This window comes from Streptomyces sp. NPDC058664, assembly GCF_042716635.1.
GTDB lineage: Bacteria > Actinomycetota > Actinomycetes > Streptomycetales > Streptomycetaceae > Streptomyces.
In genome coordinates this window covers 23,159-39,820 of the sequence record NZ_JBHXRW010000064.1, presented here as the reverse complement: position 1 = coordinate 39,820, position 16,662 = coordinate 23,159, and the positions used below count along the sequence as shown (strand labels likewise).

Annotated in this window: 14 protein-coding genes; 4 read left to right on the top strand and 10 right to left on the bottom strand. The window is 70.2% G+C overall.

All coding sequences use genetic code 11. The features are described 5' to 3' along the window. Window positions 1-291 precede the first annotated feature (291 nt). Window positions 292-1,977 carry a ribonuclease J gene (locus ACFWUY_RS34545; protein ID WP_384119194.1) on the bottom strand — a complete coding sequence of 562 codons (1,686 nt, stop codon included), beginning with the start codon at window positions 1,975-1,977 and terminating at the stop codon, window positions 292-294. A gap of 99 nt (window positions 1,978-2,076) precedes the next feature. Then, window positions 2,077-2,976 (bottom strand): 4-hydroxy-tetrahydrodipicolinate synthase, encoded by a 900-nt coding sequence (gene dapA / locus ACFWUY_RS34540; RefSeq protein ID WP_384119192.1) that lies wholly within the window; start codon window positions 2,974-2,976, stop codon window positions 2,077-2,079. Window positions 2,977-3,324: 348 nt separating this feature from the next. On the opposite strand from dapA, the gene ACFWUY_RS34535 reads away from it, so the two are divergent. Further along, on the top strand, window positions 3,325-3,564 hold the full coding sequence (locus ACFWUY_RS34535) for a hypothetical protein (RefSeq protein ID WP_384119189.1): 240 nt from the start codon (window positions 3,325-3,327) through the stop codon (window positions 3,562-3,564). A 54-nt stretch (window positions 3,565-3,618) separates the two neighbouring features. Then, on the top strand, window positions 3,619-4,179 hold the full coding sequence (locus ACFWUY_RS34530; RefSeq protein WP_384119186.1) for a hypothetical protein: 561 nt from the start codon (window positions 3,619-3,621) through the stop codon (window positions 4,177-4,179). On the opposite strand, the gene ACFWUY_RS34525 is transcribed toward ACFWUY_RS34530, so the two are convergent. From ACFWUY_RS34525 to eccD, 6 genes are all read right to left on the bottom strand, one after another. Continuing rightward, complete coding sequence (locus ACFWUY_RS34525; RefSeq protein WP_365786901.1) at window positions 4,169-4,621, bottom strand: tetratricopeptide repeat protein; 453 nt, start codon at window positions 4,619-4,621, stop codon at window positions 4,169-4,171. The two genes, ACFWUY_RS34530 and ACFWUY_RS34525, sit on opposite strands and share 11 nt — an antisense overlap. A 5-nt stretch (window positions 4,622-4,626) precedes the next feature. Next, complete coding sequence (gene dapB / locus ACFWUY_RS34520; protein WP_384119183.1) at window positions 4,627-5,379, bottom strand: 4-hydroxy-tetrahydrodipicolinate reductase; 753 nt, start codon at window positions 5,377-5,379, stop codon at window positions 4,627-4,629. A gap of 29 nt (window positions 5,380-5,408) precedes the next feature. After that, window positions 5,409-6,791: a M16 family metallopeptidase gene (locus tag ACFWUY_RS34515; protein ID WP_384119181.1), complete on the bottom strand. Its 1,383-nt coding sequence runs from the start codon at window positions 6,789-6,791 to the stop codon at window positions 5,409-5,411. Continuing rightward, on the bottom strand, window positions 6,788-9,007 hold the full coding sequence (locus ACFWUY_RS34510) for a polyribonucleotide nucleotidyltransferase (RefSeq protein ID WP_384119178.1): 2,220 nt from the start codon (window positions 9,005-9,007) through the stop codon (window positions 6,788-6,790). Before ACFWUY_RS34510 ends, ACFWUY_RS34515 begins: the two co-directional genes overlap by 4 nt. Window positions 9,008-9,287: 280 nt before the next feature. Next, window positions 9,288-9,578: a 30S ribosomal protein S15 gene (rpsO, locus tag ACFWUY_RS34505; protein WP_030206644.1), complete on the bottom strand. Its 291-nt coding sequence runs from the start codon at window positions 9,576-9,578 to the stop codon at window positions 9,288-9,290. Window positions 9,579-9,788: 210 nt separating this feature from the next. Beyond that, window positions 9,789-11,267 carry a type VII secretion integral membrane protein EccD gene (eccD, locus tag ACFWUY_RS34500; protein WP_384119173.1) on the bottom strand — a complete coding sequence of 493 codons (1,479 nt, stop codon included), beginning with the start codon at window positions 11,265-11,267 and terminating at the stop codon, window positions 9,789-9,791. Between the two features lie 183 nt (window positions 11,268-11,450). Between eccD and eccCa the strand changes: the two genes are divergently transcribed. After that, window positions 11,451-15,404, top strand: a complete 3,954-nt coding sequence (gene eccCa, locus ACFWUY_RS34495) for a type VII secretion protein EccCa (protein WP_384119170.1) — start codon at window positions 11,451-11,453, stop codon at window positions 15,402-15,404. Window positions 15,405-15,482: 78 nt separating this feature from the next. Next, the gene (locus ACFWUY_RS34490) at window positions 15,483-15,782 is read left to right on the top strand and encodes a DUF397 domain-containing protein (protein WP_384119167.1); all 300 of its coding nucleotides are present in this window, start codon (window positions 15,483-15,485) and stop codon (window positions 15,780-15,782) included. Between the two features lie 65 nt (window positions 15,783-15,847). On the opposite strand, the gene ACFWUY_RS34485 is transcribed toward ACFWUY_RS34490, so the two are convergent. Both ACFWUY_RS34485 and ACFWUY_RS34480 read right to left on the bottom strand, forming a co-directional pair. After that, window positions 15,848-16,135: a WXG100 family type VII secretion target gene (locus ACFWUY_RS34485; protein WP_073913115.1), complete on the bottom strand. Its 288-nt coding sequence runs from the start codon at window positions 16,133-16,135 to the stop codon at window positions 15,848-15,850. A gap of 48 nt (window positions 16,136-16,183) precedes the next feature. Beyond that, the gene (locus ACFWUY_RS34480; RefSeq protein WP_384119163.1) at window positions 16,184-16,531 is read right to left on the bottom strand and encodes a WXG100 family type VII secretion target; all 348 of its coding nucleotides are present in this window, start codon (window positions 16,529-16,531) and stop codon (window positions 16,184-16,186) included. Window positions 16,532-16,662 lie beyond the last annotated feature (131 nt).

Genomic DNA, 16,662 nt, shown 5'->3' with positions numbered 1-16,662 from the left:
CCTCCGGGCTTTTCCCTCCGGTACTTCGTGTTCTTGCGTTTCCGACTCTATCAGATCTTTCCGACCCGATTTCCTCGGCGCTTTCCGGTCCCTTTTGTTTTCACTCCGGGGGCCTTTCGGCGGTTCCGACTTTATCAGATGATCTGAGTCGGATTTCCCGCCTCCCGGAGAACCGTTCAGGCGCACGGGGGCGCCGGGTGGTTCCCGATCTGGCGGAGCCGTAAACGTACTGGAGCGGGGCGCCCCGATGCAAATCGAGGCGCCCCGCTCCGGAGTTGTGCTGGTCAGGCGTCAGACCTCGACGACGACCGGGAGGATCATCGGCCGGCGGCGGTAGGTGTCGGAGACCCACTTGCCGACGGAGCGACGGATCAGCTGCTGAAGCTGGTGGGGTTCGACGACGCCGTCCTGGAACGACTTGTTCAGGGCCTGGTCGATCTTCGGGATCACCGCGTCGAACGCGGAGTCGTCGATGCCGGAGCCCCGCGCGTGGACGTTCGGCCCGCCCACGATCTTGCCGGTCGAGGAGTCCACCACGACGAAGACCGAGATGATGCCCTCCTCGCCGAGGATCCGGCGGTCCTTCAGGTGGACCTCCGTGACGTCGCCGACCGAGAGGCCGTCGACGTACACGTAACCCGCCTGGACCTTGCCGGTGATCCGGGCGCGGCCGTCGACCAGGTCGACGACGACGCCGTCCTCGGCGATGACGATGTGGTCCTTGGGGATGCCCGTCATAGCGCCGAGTTCGGCGTTGGCGCGCAGGTGGCGCCATTCACCGTGGACCGGCATCAGGTTCTTCGGGCGGCAGATGTTGTAGAAGTACAGCAGTTCGCCGGCCGAGGCGTGGCCCGAGACGTGGACCTTGGCGTTGCCCTTGTGGACGACGTGCGCGCCCCAGCGGGTCAGGCCGTTGATCACGCGGTAGACCGCGTTCTCGTTGCCCGGGATGAGGGACGAGGCCAGGATGACCGTGTCGCCGGGGACGATGCGGATCTGGTGGTCCCGGTTGGCCATGCGGGACAGGGCCGCCATCGGCTCGCCCTGGGAACCCGTGCAGACCAGCACGACCTCGTCGTCCGGCAGGTCGTCGAGGGTCTTCACGTCCACGACGAGGCCGGCCGGGACGCGGAGGTAGCCCAGGTCGCGGGCGATGCCCATGTTGCGGACCATCGAGCGGCCGACGAAGGCGACCCGGCGACCGTACTCGTGGGCGGCGTCGAGGATCTGCTGGATGCGGTGCACGTGGCTGGCGAAGCTCGCCACGATGATCCGCTTCTGGGCGTTCGCGAAGACCGTGCGCAGGACGTTGGAGATGTCCTTCTCCGGCGGGACGAAGCCCGGGACCTCGGCGTTCGTGGAGTCCGAGAGGAGGAGGTCGATGCCTTCCTCGCTCAGACGCGCGAACGCGTGCAGGTCGGTGAGGCGGCCGTCCAGCGGGAGCTGGTCCATCTTGAAGTCGCCGGTGGCGACGACCATGCCCGCGGGGGTGCGGATGGCGACCGCGAGCGCGTCCGGGATGGAGTGGTTGACCGCGATGAACTCGCAGTCGAACGAACCCAGGACCTCCCGGTCCCCCTCCTTCACCTCGAGGGTGTAGGGGCGGATGCGGTGCTCCTGGAGCTTGGCCTCGATCAGGGCGAGGGTCAGCTTGGAGCCGATGAGCGGGATGTCCGGCTTGAGCCGGAGCAGGTAGGGGACGGCACCGATGTGGTCCTCGTGGCCGTGCGTGAGCACGATGCCTTCGATGTCGTCGAGGCGGTCCCGGATGATGGTGAAGTCCGGCAGGATCAGGTCGACACCGGGCTGCTCCTCCTCGGGGAAGAGGACGCCGCAGTCGACGATGAGCAGACGGCCGTCGAACTCGAAGACCGTCATGTTCCGGCCGATCTCACCGAGCCCACCGAGCGGAATGACGCGCAGGGCGCCCTTCGGCAGCTTCGGCGGGGCGCCGAGTTCAGGATGCGGATGACTCAAAAGACTCTCCTCACCACGCACGCCACGTACCCCTTGGCACGTGGCGCGCATGACATTCGTGCACTTGCTGTTGTCAGTGTTCAGTTGTGAAGTCCGTTGTCAGAGCTCTACCCCGCCGGCGGCCAGGTCGACCTTGAGCTGCTCGGTCTCCTGCGGGGAGAGCTCCACGAGCGGCGGCCGCAGGGGGCCGGCCGGGAGGCCCTGGAGGGCGAGGGCGGCCTTGGTGGTCATGACGCCCTGGGTGCGGAACATGCCGGTGTAGATCGGCAGGAGTCGCTGGTGGATCTCCGTGGCCTTCTGGGCCTCGCCGCCCAGGTGGGCTTCGAGGAGGGCGCGGAGCTCCGGGGTGACGACGTGGCCCACGACGGAGACGAAGCCGCAGGCTCCGACGGAGAGCAGGGGCAGGTTGAGCATGTCGTCACCGGAGTACCAGGCGAGGCCGGAGCGGGCGATGGCCCAGCTGGCGCGGCCGAGGTCGCCCTTGGCGTCCTTGTTGGCGACGATGCGCGGGTGTTCGGCGAGCCGGACGATCGTCTCGGTGTCGATCGGGACGCCGCTGCGGCCCGGGATGTCGTAGAGCATCACCGGGAGCTCGGTGGCGTCGGCGATGGCCGAGAAGTGCCGGTACAGGCCCTCCTGCGGGGGCTTGTTGTAGTACGGCGTCACGGCGAGCAGGCCGTGGGCGCCGTCGCGCTCGGCGGTGCGGGCGAGCTCGATCGAGTGGTGGGTGTCGTTGGTGCCGATGCCGGCCACGATGTGGGCGCGGTCGCCGACCGCCTCCAGTACCGCTCGTACCAGCTCCGATTTCTCCGCGTCGCTGGTGGTGGGGGACTCGCCGGTGGTGCCGTTGACGACGAGGCCGTCGTTGCCTGCGTCCACCAGGTGGGTGGCCAGTCGCTGGGCACCGTCGAGGTCGAGTGCGCCGTCCGCCGTCAGAGGCGTGACCATGGCGGTGAGGACCCTCCCGAAGGGGGTCTGCGGAGTGGAGATCGGAGCCATGGGTAACACGCTACTCGCTGCTCAGCACCGGGTGCCCCTGAGGGGCACAGGAGAAAGGGAGCCCGGCGCCGTCTGCTCGGGGGTTCAGACAGCGCCGGGTCCCTTCGATCAGCGTAGGTGAACTTCGTGAAACGTCGCAATACGGACACTTCGCGTCGACTATTCGGACATCCGTGCCCTTCCGTGCCGGAGGCCGGTCCCTGCCGAGGCCGACGGAGATGGACGGCACCGGTCCCGCCGTCCTCCTGGAGGATGAGGTTCGGCCGCTTTGATGAAAAAGGGCACCAAATCGTCGGATCCGTCGTCTGTCCTGGTGAAGCGTGAAAACGACCGAGGAGAGTGGCTCTGATGGTGCGACGGCGAGAAGCCGTACCGTTCGCGTTCGTCTCGGAGGCCGATCACTTCCGCAGTAACGTCACTCCACCGCCGCGGGAGCGCCTCGGCGCCTCGCAGATCATGGGTCGTACCCTGATCGGACTGACCGTCGTCGCCGGCCTCGTCGGGTCGCTGATCTTCGGGATGCCGTCTCTGGATTCCGGGGAGTCGGCCACTCGTCAGCAGCAGTCCGAGGCCTCCGACAACCGCTGAGGTAGCCTCACCGGGCACTGCCCCTTCGAGCGTGCCTGTGAGTGAGGACCTGTCGTGCCCCTGCCCTTCCTGACGGCCGACCGTGCTTTTGACACGACCGACCACGTCGCCCTGCCGTTCGACGACCACGACCAGTGGCGCCGTCCGTACCGGCCGGGTTCCTGGCGGGTCGGGGCGGCGGCGCTGACGCTGCTGCTGGCCTCCTTCGTCCTCCTCGCCGCGGTCATCATCACCGCGGCCGGAGGTTTCGACGGAGGAGCCGCCACCCTCTCCATCGCCGTGCTCGCCATTCTCGCCGCCCTGCGGATGCTCCGTATGGGCACCTGGGTGAGTCGCGCCGGGGTGCGCCGCGTGGCCTTCTTCTCGACCGTCACCGTGCCGTGGGCGAAGGCGACCTTCGTACGGACCGTGCAGCAGCCGGTGCGCTGGCTGGGACTCCCCCGTACCGTCCAGGGACAGGCCCTGGCGCTCGGCCGGCAGGGTGGTGAGCAGCTGCTGCTGCTCACCGACCACAACGCCGACTTCCTCTCCCGTGTCGAGGCCTTCGATCGGGCGGCCGACACGGTCGAGGCCTGGCACGCCGAGTACGGCGTCGCCCCGGTCGCTACACGCTGACCGGACGTCCCTCGTGGAGGGCGATGGCCCGCTGCATCGCCTTGCGGGCCCTGGGGGTGTCGCGGGCGTCGTGATAGGCGACCGCGAGCCGGAACCAGCAGCGCCAGTCGTCCGGTGAGTCCTCCGTCTCGGCCTTGCGCCGGGCGAAGACCTCGTCGGCTGAGTCCCGGTCGATCCGGCCGCCCTCCGTACGCTTCAGCTCGTCGACGGGCAGGCCGCCCTCCGCCTCCAGTTCGGTGGCGAGGCGGCCCGCCTGCCGGGCGAACCGGGTGTTCTTCCAGAGGAACCAGCCGCCGACGCCCGGCAGCAGGAACGCCACCGCGCCCATGCCCATGGCGGCGGGCTCGCCCGTGAGGAGCAGCAGGACGCCCTCCATGGCCACCACACCGAAGACGAGCACCAGCACGGTGGCCAGGAAGACGTACGTGATCTTTCCGCCCATGGTCGTCAGCCCAGGTCCAGGAAGTGCTCCAGGCCGAAGGTGAGGCCCGGAGTGCCGGTCACGCGGCGGGCGCCCAGGAGGATGCCCGGCATGAAGCTGGAGTGGTGCAGCGAGTCGTGGCGGACGGTGAGGGTCTCGCCCTCGCCGCCGAGGAGCACCTCCTGGTGGGCGAGGAGCCCCCGGAGCCGTACCGCGTGGACCGGGACGCCGTCGACGTCGGCGCCGCGCGCCCCGTCGAGAGCGGTGGCGGTGGCGTCCGGCTGGGTGCCGAGGCCGGCCTCGGCACGGGCCGCGGCGATCAGCTGGGCCGTCCGGGTGGCGGTGCCCGAGGGAGCGTCCACCTTGTTCGGGTGATGCAGCTCGACGACCTCGACCGACTCGAAGTACGGGGCCGCGAGCTGCGCGAACTTCATGGTCAGGACCGCGCCGATGGAGAAGTTCGGAGCGATGAGGACGCCGGTCTCCGGGGAGGCGGCGAGCCAGGTCCGCAGCTGCGCGAGGCGCTCCTCGGTCCAGCCGGTGGTGCCGACGACCGCGTGGATGCCGTGGCGCACGCAGAAGTCGAGGTTCTCCATCACCGAGGCGGGGGTGGTCAGCTCGACGACGACCTGGGCACCCGCCTCGGTGAGCGTCTCCAGCTTGTCGCCGCGGCCGAGGGCCGCGACCAGTTCCATGTCCTCGGCGGCCTCGACGGCCTTGACCGCCTCCGAGCCGATACGGCCCTGGGCACCGAGGACCGCCACGCGCAGCTTGCTCATTGCTCTGAATTCCTTAGGGGATCTCGGGGTCAGGAGACCGCTTGGTGGAGGCGGTCCGCCTGCTTGTCCTTCAGCGGGCCGATCACCGAGAGCGAGGGCCGCTGGGTCAGTACATCGCGGGCGACCTCCCGGACCTCGTCCGGGGTGACGGCCGCGATCCGGTCCAGCATGTCGTCGACCGACATCTGGGTGCCCCAGCACAGCTCGCTCTTGCCGATGCGGTTCATCAGCGCGCCGGTGTCCTCGAGGCCGAGCACCGTCGAACCGGACAGCTGGCCGACGGCGCGGGCGATCTCGTCGTCGGTGAGGCCGTCGGAGGCCACCTTGTCGAGTTCGTCGCGGCAGATCTTCAGGACGTCGTGGACCTGGCCGGGCCGGCAGCCCGCGTACACCCCGAAGAGGCCGCAGTCGGCGAAGCCCGAGGTGTACGAGTACACGCTGTAGGCCAGGCCGCGCTTCTCGCGGACCTCCTGGAAGAGGCGGGAGGACATGCCGCCGCCGAGGGCGGTGTTCAGCACGCCGAGGGCCCAGCGTCGCTCGTCGGTGCGGGCCAGGCCCGGCATGCCGAGGACCACGTGGGCCTGCTCCGTCTTGCGGTTCAGGAGCTCGACGCGGCCGGCCGTGCGCAGGTTCCGCACGCCGTCGCGGGGGGCGACGGGGACGGCGTCGTCGGTACGGGTGAGGGCGCCGGCCTTCTCGAAGGCGCGGCGGACCTGGCGTACCACCGTGGCGTGGTCGACGTTGCCCGCGGCGGCGACGACCAGGTGGGTCGGGTCGTAGTGCTTCTTGTAGAAGCGGGCGATCTGGCCGCGGCTGAGCCCGTTGACGGTGTCGACGGTGCCGAGGACCGGGCGGCCCAGCGGGGTGTCGCCGAACATCGTCTGCGCGAACAGCTCGTGCACGACGTCACCGGGGTCGTCCTCGGTCATCGCGATCTCTTCGAGGATGACACCGCGCTCGGCGTCCACGTCCTCCTCGAGGATGAGCGAGCCCGTGAGCATGTCGCAGACGACGTCGATCGCGAGCGGCAGGTCGGTGTCGAGGACCCGGGCGTAGTAGCAGGTGTACTCCTTCGCCGTGAAGGCGTTCATCTCGCCGCCGACCGCGTCGATCGCGGCGGAGATGTCGAGGGCGGACCGCTTGTGGGTGCCCTTGAAGAGGAGGTGCTCCAGGTAGTGGGTGGCGCCGTTCAGCGCCGGGGTCTCGTCGCGGGAGCCGACGTGCGCCCAGATGCCGAAGGTGGCGGAGCGCACGGAGGGGAGGGTCTCGGTGACGATCCGGAGGCCGCCGGGGAGGGTCGTGCGCCGGACCGTGCCGATGCCGTCCTTGCCCGGGAGAAGCGTTTGGGTACGGGCGACGGCCCGCCCCTCCGAAGAGGGGCGGGCCGTCGTCACGGAACTACGGGACGTCACTGGTCGGTGTCGCCCTTGTCGTCGGCGGCGCCGTCCTCGTCCGCCATGACGGGGACGAGCGACAGCTTGCCGCGCTGGTCGATCTCGGCGATCTCGACCTGGACCTTGGAGCCGATCGCCAGCACGTCCTCGACGTTCTCCACGCGCTTGCCACCGGCGAGCTTGCGGATCTGCGAGATGTGCAGCAGACCGTCCTTGCCGGGCATCAGGGAGACGAAGGCACCGAAGGTGGTGGTCTTGACGACCGTACCCAGGTAGCGCTCGCCGACCTCCGGCATGGTCGGGTTGGCGATGCCGTTGATCACGGCGCGGGCGGCCTCGGCCTGCGAGCCCTGGGCGGCACCGATGTAGATGGTGCCGTCGTCCTCGATCGTGATGTCGGCGCCGGTGTCCTCCTGGATCTGGTTGATCATCTTGCCCTTGGGGCCGATGACCTCACCGATCTTGTCCACGGGGATCTTGACGGTGATGATCCGCGGGGCGTTCGGGGACATCTCGTCCGGCGTGTCGATCGCTTCCATCATCACGTCGAGGATGTGGAGGCGGGCGTCGCGGGCCTGCTTGAGGGCCGCGGCCAGGACGGAGGCCGGGATGCCGTCCAGCTTGGTGTCGAGCTGGAGGGCGGTGACGAACTCCTTCGTACCGGCGACCTTGAAGTCCATGTCGCCGAAGGCGTCCTCCGCACCGAGGATGTCGGTGAGGGCGACGTAGTGCGTCTTGCCGTCGATCTCCTCGGAGATCAGACCCATGGCGATACCGGCGACGGGGGCCTTGAGGGGCACACCGGCGTTCAGCAGCGACATCGTGGAGGCGCAGACCGAACCCATCGACGTCGAGCCGTTGGAGCCGAGGGCCTCGGACACCTGACGGATCGCGTAGGGGAACTCCTCGCGGGTCGGGAGGACCGGCACGAGGGCGCGCTCGGCGAGGGCGCCGTGGCCGATCTCGCGACGCTTGGGCGAGCCCACGCGGCCGGTCTCGCCGACGGAGTACGGCGGGAAGTTGTAGTTGTGCATGTAGCGCTTGCGGGTCACCGGGGAGAGGGTGTCCAGCTGCTGCTCCATGCGGAGCATGTTGAGGGTGGTGACGCCCAGGATCTGGGTCTCGCCGCGCTCGAACAGCGCCGAGCCGTGCACGCGCGGGATGGCCTCGACCTCGGCGGCGAGCGTACGGATGTCCGTGAGCCCGCGGCCGTCGATGCGGACCTTGTCCTTGATGATGCGCTCGCGGACCAGCTTCTTGGTCAGCGCGCGGTAGGCGCCCGAGATCTCCTTCTCGCGGCCCTCGAAGGCCGGGAGGAGCTTCTCGGCGGCGAGCTCCTTGATGCGGTCGAGCTCGGTCTCGCGCTCCTGCTTGCCGGCGATGGTGAGCGCCTTGGCGAGGTCGCCCTTGACGGCGGCGGTGAGCGCCTCCAGGACGTCGTCCTGGTAGTCGAGGAAGACCGGGAACTCGCCGGTGGGCTTGGCGGCCTTGGCGGCGAGGTCCGACTGGGCCCTGCAGAGGACCTTGATGAAGGGCTTCGCGGCCTCGAGACCGGCGGCGACGAGCTCCTCGGTCGGCGCCTCGGCGCCGCCCTTGACGAGCTCGATCGTGCGCTCGGTGGCCTCGGCCTCGACCATCATGATCGCGACGTCGCCGTCCTCGAGGACGCGACCGGCGACGACCATGTCGAAGACGGCGTCCTCGAGCTCGGTGTGCGTCGGGAAGGCGACCCACTGGCCCTTGATCAGGGCGACACGGGTGCCGCCGATCGGGCCGGAGAAGGGCAGGCCGGCCAGCTGCGTGGAGCAGGAGGCGGCGTTGATCGCGACCACGTCGTACAGGTGGTCGGGGTTGAGCGCCATGATCGTCTCGACGATCTGGATCTCGTTGCGCAGGCCCTTCTTGAAGGAGGGGCGCAGCGGCCGGTCGATCAGGCGGCAGGTGAGGATCGCGTCCTCGGAGGGGCGGCCCTCCCGGCGGAAGAAGGAGCCGGGGATCTTGCCGGCCGCGTACATCCGCTCCTCGACGTCCACCGTGAGGGGGAAGAAGTCGAGCTGGTCCTTGGGGCGCTTCGAGGCGGTCGTCGCCGAGAGGACCATCGTGTCGTCGTCCAGGTAGGCGACGGCGGAGCCGGCGGCCTGCTTGGCGAGGCGGCCGGTCTCGAAGCGGATGGTGCGGGTACCGAAGGAGCCGTTGTCGATGACGGCCTCGGCGTAGTGGGTCTCGTTCTCCACTATGGGTTTCTCCTACGTGTTCGTCTTTGCGTCCCGGGCCCGTGTGGCGGGGGACGGTGTGCGACGGGGCGGAGAAGCTCGCTTCGGGGCTGGCCGGTCTTCGATCGAAGCACCCGGGATTCGTTTCCCGGGGGCCACTACCGAGGACCGGCGGCGAGCCGGCGGCTCCTCGCTCGTCATATGGGGTTGTGCGACCAGCCTAAGTGCCGATGCGCACTTCGTGCACGTACAGCAAAGGGAGCGGCCCCCTGAAAGTGGGAACCGCTCCCTCCACGGCGACTTACTTGGCGCCGCCGGCCGCACCGCGGCGGATGCCGAGGCGGTCGACCAGCGTACGGAAGCGCTGGATGTCCTTCTTGGCCAGGTACTGCAGCAGGCGGCGGCGCTGGCCGACCAGGATCAGCAGACCACGGCGGGAGTGGTGGTCGTGCTTGTGCTGCTTGAGGTGCTCGGTCAGGTCCGAGATGCGACGGGAGAGCATGGCGACCTGGACCTCGGGAGAGCCGGTGTCGCCCTCCTTGGTGCCGAACTCGGTCATGATCTGCTTCTTGACAGCGGCGTCGAGAGCCACGCTGGTCTCCTCTTGGTGTTCGTGCGCCCGCGAGTGCCCCTGGTCTAGGTCTCAGGGGAAGCTTCCGTGACTCGACGGGCGAAGGTCCGATGGGCGCAGCTTCCAGAGGCTTCCGACCGTGTCGGGGCATTCCGGGAGCGCGTACACAAACGGCCGTCACACAGCGTACCAGCTCGCCGGAGCGGGCCCGTGTGCCTTTGCGCGGGGGGCCTACTTGCTGGTGAGGGAGCGGACCGCCGTGAAGACGTCGAGGACGGCGAGGCAGAGGGGGACGAGGGAGAGCAGGACGAAGGCCTCGGCCAGGTCGAGGAGGCGGCCCCAGAACGGCGAGAGGCCCTTCTTCGGGATGATCAGGCCGATCGCGGTGATCAGGGCGGCGCCGGCGGCGACGGCCGCGGTGAGCCAGATCGTACGGATGTCCAGGCCGCCCCGGTCCCCGTACATCAGGAGGTCCTTGACCAGGTCGGCCGGCGGGTTGAGGGAGAGGCCGAGGACGAGCAGCGCGATGGCGGCGATGCCGGCCACGAGGACGCAGGCGACCTGCGAGGTGTAGCGGAAGAGGCGGGCGCGCAGCAGCATCGCCAGGCCCGCGGCGAGGGCGAGGAGCTGGCCCCAGACGTTCCCGGCGAAGCCCAGGACGGCGGCGGAGCCGACGACGACGGCCGCGCAGCCGCCGACCAGGCCGAGGAGCATCTCGTGGCCGCGGCGGGCCTGGAGCGCGATGCGCTCGCCGTCGACGGGCTGCGCGTCCTCGCCGGCCGGGTGCTGCGGGTCGCCGAGGAACTCGTCGTCGGCGGCGCTGCGCGGGGCCGCGTAGCCGATGGGGAGCCGGGCGAAGCGGGCGGAGAGACCGGGCAGGAAGGCGACGAGGCCGATGGCGACCGGGGCACAGACGGCGGCGGTCTCGGTGGCGGTGGTCTCGGTGAGGATCGCCAGGAAGGTGGCGAGGGTGCCGACGCCGGCGAGGAAGGTGGTGGCGACGAAGGGCGCGTCGCCGCTGGGGGTGAGCGCGACGAGGGCCACAGAGGCGACGAGCACGGTGACGCAGCCGAGCAGGAACTGCAGGCGGCCGGGGCCCTCGCCGGCGTCGGGGCCGACGATTCCGGAGCCGGCGATGAGCAGCAGCGGCAGCGCGCCGAGGCCGAGGGCGACGGCGGTCGCCCGGTCCCCGTACACGCGGGCGCGGACACCGGCGAACGCGGTGAGGAGGAACCCGGCGGCGCCCGCGATGATGCCGGGCAGGCTGTGCATGTCGTGGCGGACCGGGTCGGCGAACCAGAGGACGAAGCCCATGAGGACGAGGAGCAGCACGCCGCCGAGGAGTCCGGCGCCGCGCAGCAGCTCGTCGCTCCACAGGTGCCGGTCGCGGGTGACGGCGGAGGCGACGGCGTCGGACACGTCGTCGTAGACGGCCGGCGGCAGGGACTGGGCGAACGGGCGCAGGGAGAGCACCTCGCCGTCGAGGACCTGCTGGGCGGCGAGGGTGCGGGCGCCGTCGAGGACGGATCCGTCCCGGCGGACCAGGTGGTAGCCCGTGGGGGTGCCGGCGGCCTGTGTCTGTCCGGTGAGCCGCAGGATCTCCGGGTAGACGTCGGCGACGGCGATGTCCTCGGGGAGCGCGACGTCGATGCGGCTGTCCGGCGCCACGACGGTGACGCGGCAGAAGCCGGTCGCTGCGGTCGTACTCACGTGTGTGGACCCCCTGATTCGCGGTTGCGCACGATGCGCGCGCCACCCTACCGGGGACGGCCGGTGGGGGCTGCAAGTAGGATCGCCGTCCCATGGGGGAAGTCCGTGCGCCCGGCTGCCGACAGGGGTGCCGGGCGGATGCTCCCGCCACGAACCCGCCTCCAACGAGGGATTGATGCGCCGGTGAGCCAGATCGTCGTCAAACGCCCGCCGAGGTCGCTTCCGCCGGAAGTGCCCGGTGAGGAACTGGTCCTGGAGCCTCCGCCGGAACTGCCGCGGGGGCAGCAGGAGTCGGCGTTGATGCAGCTCCTGCCGATGCTCGGCATGGGTTCCTCGGTGGTGTTCTTCTTCATGACGCCGTCTCCGATCATGCGGATCATGGGCACCCTGATGCTGGCGTCGACGGTCGCGATGGCGGTCGCCCAGTTCGTCAGATTCCGTCGCGGTACGCAGGGGCAAATGGCCGATGTCCGCCGCGACTACCTCAAATACCTCGCGCAGACCCGGCGTACGGTCCGGCGCACGGCACGCAAGCAGCGGGACGCGCAGCTCTATCTGCACCCCGCCCCCGAGCAGCTGTGGTCGGTGGTGGCCGAGGGTTCGCGGGTGTGGGAGCGCCGGGTCGGCGACCACGACTTCGGGCAGGCCAGGATCGGTCTGGGGGCGCAGCAGCTGGCGACTCCGCTGGTGGCGCCCGACACCGCTCCGGTGGACGAACTGGAGCCGCTGTGCGCGGGCGCGATGCAGCAGTTCCTCGCGGTGCACGGCACGTTGGACGGGCTGCCGATGGCGGTCTCGATGCGCGCCTTCTACCACGTGACGGTGTCGGGCGAGCCGGAGTCGGCGCAGGCGGCGGCGCGCGCCCTGGTGGCGCAGCTGGTGACCCTGCACTCCCCCGAGGACCTGGTGGTCGCGGTGGTCGCGGCCCGGGCCTCGCAGGAGCGGTGGGACTGGACGAAGTGGCTGCCGCACACCCAGGTGCCCGGGCAGGTCGACGGGGCCGGTACGAAGCGGCTGTTCGGCGACGACCTCGGTGAGCTGGAGAACCTGATCCGCTCGAAGCTGGACGGGCGGCCCAGGTTCTCCCGTGACAACCAGCCGGTCCTCGACCAGCCGCACGTGGTGGTGGTCCTGGACGGCGGGATGGTGCCGCCGGACTCGCTGCTCGCGGCGGCCGAGGGCCTTCAGGGCGTGACGATCGTGGAGGTCGTCTCGGGTGAGCTCGACGAGCCGCGCGGTGGCCTCTCGGTGGTGGTACGGCCGGGTCGGCTGTCCCTGGAGTTCGGCGGCGGCTTCGCGTACGAGGGGGTGCCGGACGGCATCTCGCTGCCGGCGGCGGAGGCCCTGGCGCGGCAGCTGGCGCCGCTGCGGACGGGCGGCGGGGACGACGACGAGCCGCTGCTCGCCAACCTGGACTTCACGGATCTGCTGAGCCTGGGCGACGCGGCCTCGGTGGACGTGGCGCGGACCTGGCGGCCGCGGTCGGTGGCCGAGCGGCTCCGGGTGCCGATCGGCGTCGGCGAGGACGGTCAGCCGGTCATGCTGGACCTCAAGGAGGCCGCGCAGGAGGGCATGGGCCCGCACGGTCTGTGCGTGGGCGCGACGGGTTCCGGCAAGTCGGAGCTGCTGCGGACGCTGGTGCTCGGGCTCGCGGTGACGCACTCGTCGGAGACGCTGAACTTCGTCCTCGCGGACTTCAAGGGCGGCGCGACCTTCGCGGGCATGTCGCAGATGCCGCACGTGGCGGCGGTCATCACCAACCTGTCGGACGACCTGACCCTGGTCGACCGCATGGGCGACGCGATCCGCGGTGAGCTCCAGCGGCGCCAGGAGCTGCTGCGGTCGGCGGGCAACTACGCCAACATCCACGACTACGAGAAGGCGCGGGCCGCCGGTGCCCCGCTGGAGCCGCTGGCCTCGCTGGTCCTTGTGATCGACGAGTTCTCCGAACTCCTCACCGCCAAGCCGGACTTCATCGACATGTTCATCCAGATCGGCCGCATCGGCCGCTCGCTGGGTGTGCACCTGCTGCTCGCCTCGCAGCGTCTGGAGGAGGGCAAGCTGCGCGGTCTCGACACGTACCTGTCGTACCGGATCGGTCTGCGGACCTTCTCGGCGGCGGAGTCGCGGACGGCGATCGGCGTGCCGGACGCCTATCACCTGCCGTCGGTGCCGGGTTCGGGCTATCTGAAGTTCGGTACGGACGAGATGACCCGTTTCAAGGCGGCGTACGTCTCGGGGACGTACCGGACGGGCGGGCCGCGCCTGGAGATCGGGCAGCTGCCGGTGGAGCGGCGTCCCGCGCTGTTCACGGCGGCGCCGGTGCCGGTGGTGTACGCGGCGCCGGACCCGGCGTACCTCACGGCTCAGCGTGCCGAGGAGGACGAGGCGCTCGCCGACACGGTCCTCGACGTGATCGTGCGCCGTCTGGAGGGCCAGGGGGTACCGGCGCACCAGGTGTGGCTGCCGCCCCTCGACCAGGCGCCCTCGCTCGACCAGTTGCTTCCCGGGCTCGCGCAGACGGCGGACCGGGGGCTCACGGCGACGGAGTACACGCGTCAGGGCGGGCTCACGGTGCCGCTCGGCCTCATCGACAAGCCGTTCGAGCAGCGGCGCGAGGTGCTGTACCGGGACTTCTCGGGCGCGGCCGGTCACATGATGGTCGTCGGCGGCCCGCAGTCCGGGAAGTCGACGATCATGCGGACGCTGATCTCGTCGTTCGCGCTCACCCACACCCCGGCCGAGGTGCAGTTCTACTGCCTGGACTTCGGTGGCGGCGGCATGGTGTCGCTCGCCGAGCTGCCGCACGTCGGCGGGGTGGCGTCCCGGCTCGACCCGGAGCGGGTGCGGCGGACGGTCGCGGAGGTGATGGGGGTGCTCAACCGACGGGAGGAGTTCTTCCGTTCGCACTCCATCGACTCGATGACGACCTACCGGCGCAAGCGGGCCGCGGGCGAGCTGCCGGGCGAGGCCTGGGGCGACGTCTTCCTGGTGGTGGACGGCTGGGGCGGCTTCCGCAACGACTACGACATGCTGGAGCCGATCGTCGCCGACATCGCGGCGCGCGGTCTGGGCTACGGCATCCACGTGGTGATCACCGCCTCCCGGTACATGGAGGTGCGGGCGGCGCTCAAGGACCAGATGCTGGGCCGGCTCGAACTGCGGCTCGGTGACGTGATGGACTCCGAGTTCGACCGGAAGGTCGCGGCGAACGTGCCGGCGGGGGTGCCGGGACGCGGTCAGGTGCCGGAGAAGCTGCACTTCATGGGGGCGTTGCCGCGGATCGACGGGTCGAGCTCGTCCGCCGACCTGTCCGAGGGCACCTCGGCGTTCGTCCAGGCGGTACGGGCGAGCTGGACCGGCGCCCCGGCCCCGGCGGTGCGGCTGCTGCCGCGCAAGCTGCCGGCGGAGCGGCTGCCGAAGGGCTTCGAGTACCCGCAGCACGGCATCGCGATCGGCATCGACGAGACGAACCTGGAGCCGGTGTTCGTCGACTTCGAGACGGATCCGTTCTTCCTGGTCTTCGGCGAGAGCGAGTCCGGCAAGACGGCGCTCCTCCGGCTCATCGCGAAGCAGCTGTGCGAGCGGTACACGCCGGAGCAGGCACGGATCGTGGTGGGCGACTACCGGCGGACGATGCTGGAGGCGGTGGCGCCCTCGCACCTCCTGGAGTACGCGCCGATGGCCTCCGCCATGCAGATGCACATGGAGGCCATCAACACGGTGATGACGAAGCGGGCGCCGAAGCCCGACATCACGCCGCAGCAGCTGCGGGACCGCAGCTGGTGGACGGGTCCGCAGCTGTTCGTCCTCATCGACGACTTCGAGCTGGTGGCCACCAACTCGGGGAACCCGCTGTCGGTCCTGGTGGAGAACCTGCCGTTCGCGCGGGACGTCGGCATCCGGTTCATCGTGGCGCGCAGCGCCGCGGGCGCGTCCCGGGCGATGTACGAGCCGTTCATGCAGCGCATGAAGGAGCTGGGCGCGCAGGGCGTGCTGCTCTCCGGCGATCCGCAGGAGGGCGACATCCTCGGCAACGTCCGGGCGCGGCCGATGCCGCAGGGCCGGGGCACGTTCGTGTCGCGGAAGCGGGGCACGCCGCTGGTGCAGCTGGGCTGGCTGCCGGATCAGCACTGAGTGGTTTCCCGCCGTCCGGGTGCGGCGGTCCCACTACTGTGGAGGGGACCGCCGTACCACCGCGAAGGGAAAGCGCCGATGACCGACGCACACGCCACCAGCACCGACGACTCCTCGGCGGGCGCCGCCGACAGCGCCCTCGCCGCGGAGAAGCAGCGGCAGAAGGACGAGCTGTACGCGCTCGACATCTCCGGCGTCGAGTGGGAGGGCGCTCCCGGGACGAGCCCGGACGAGGAGCGCGTGGAGATCGCCCGGCTGCCCGAGGGCGCGGTGGCGATGCGTTCGTCGCTCGACAAGGAGACGGTGCTGCGCTACACGAAGGCCGAGTGGGACGCGTTCGTCCTCGGCGCCCGGGACGGCGAGTTCGACCTGCGGTAGCGGCGGTACGCGTGAGGGGGTGGCCCGTCGGGACGGGCCACCCCCTCACGTGCGTCCGCGGGATGTCACATGCGGAACCGGGCGGCGTTGCCCCGGTCGGTGTCCTGGTAGCCGACGACCGACTCGTCGAGGAGCTGGGCGATGCGCGCCAGGTCCTGGTTCATGCCGGCCATGTCGCGGGTCAGCCGGTCCTGGGTCTCGCGGTACGCGATCTTGGCCTCACCCTCCCAGTTGCTGGCGACGCGGTTGACCTCGGCCATGAGGTCGTCGAGCTTCTGGGTGAGGGTGGTGGAGGTCAGGCGGGTGTCGGCCGCCGCCTGCGTCACGGTGTCGTAATTGACCGCAGTGGTCATGGTGTTGACTCCTGGAGTGAGAGTGGCGCGGAGGGCTGGTCGAGTGGCTCAGACGCCGAGGATGGCGCTCTGGTTGCCGCCGCCGGCGCCGCCGCCGGTGTCCATCGAGCGGAAGGACCGCAGACGGTCCTCCTCCTCGCGCGAGAACCCGTCGGCGCTCATGCGCATCATCTCTTCGAGCTGGGAGAGCTCCTGACGCATGCTGCGCAGACGCTGGTTCAGGTCGTTCTGGACCCGGTCGTACTCCTTGCTCGCAGCGCCCTGCCAGCCCGCCTGGACGCGGTCCACCACGCCGTTGAGGTTGGTGATGCGGGACTGGAGCTCGTCGGAGAAGTCCTGGATCCGGCCGGCGAGCTTGATCTGTTCGGCACTGGTTACGTTCAGGTCTTTCGACATCTTGCCCCTTCTTCCTTCGGTGGCGTCGACGGCTCGGCCGTCGGGCCATCCGGTCGTGATGCGGACGGGAATCTTCTGATGCCGCCCCCGTGCTGGGATCGCACTGCCGTGCGCCCAGCGGTCACTTTAGC

Coding starts and splice junctions, on each gene's coding strand:
- dapA (WP_384119192.1), bottom strand. CDS start 2,976: ATGGCTCCGATCTCCACTCCGCAGACCCCCTTCGGGAGGGTCCTCACC.
- ACFWUY_RS34535 (WP_384119189.1), top strand. CDS start 3,325: ATGGTGCGACGGCGAGAAGCCGTACCGTTCGCGTTCGTCTCGGAGGCC.
- ACFWUY_RS34525 (WP_365786901.1), bottom strand. CDS start 4,621: ATGGGCGGAAAGATCACGTACGTCTTCCTGGCCACCGTGCTGGTGCTC.
- dapB (WP_384119183.1), bottom strand. CDS start 5,379: ATGAGCAAGCTGCGCGTGGCGGTCCTCGGTGCCCAGGGCCGTATCGGC.
- ACFWUY_RS34490 (WP_384119167.1), top strand. CDS start 15,483: ATGACCGACGCACACGCCACCAGCACCGACGACTCCTCGGCGGGCGCC.
- ACFWUY_RS34485 (WP_073913115.1), bottom strand. CDS start 16,135: ATGACCACTGCGGTCAATTACGACACCGTGACGCAGGCGGCGGCCGAC.
- ACFWUY_RS34480 (WP_384119163.1), bottom strand. CDS start 16,531: ATGTCGAAAGACCTGAACGTAACCAGTGCCGAACAGATCAAGCTCGCC.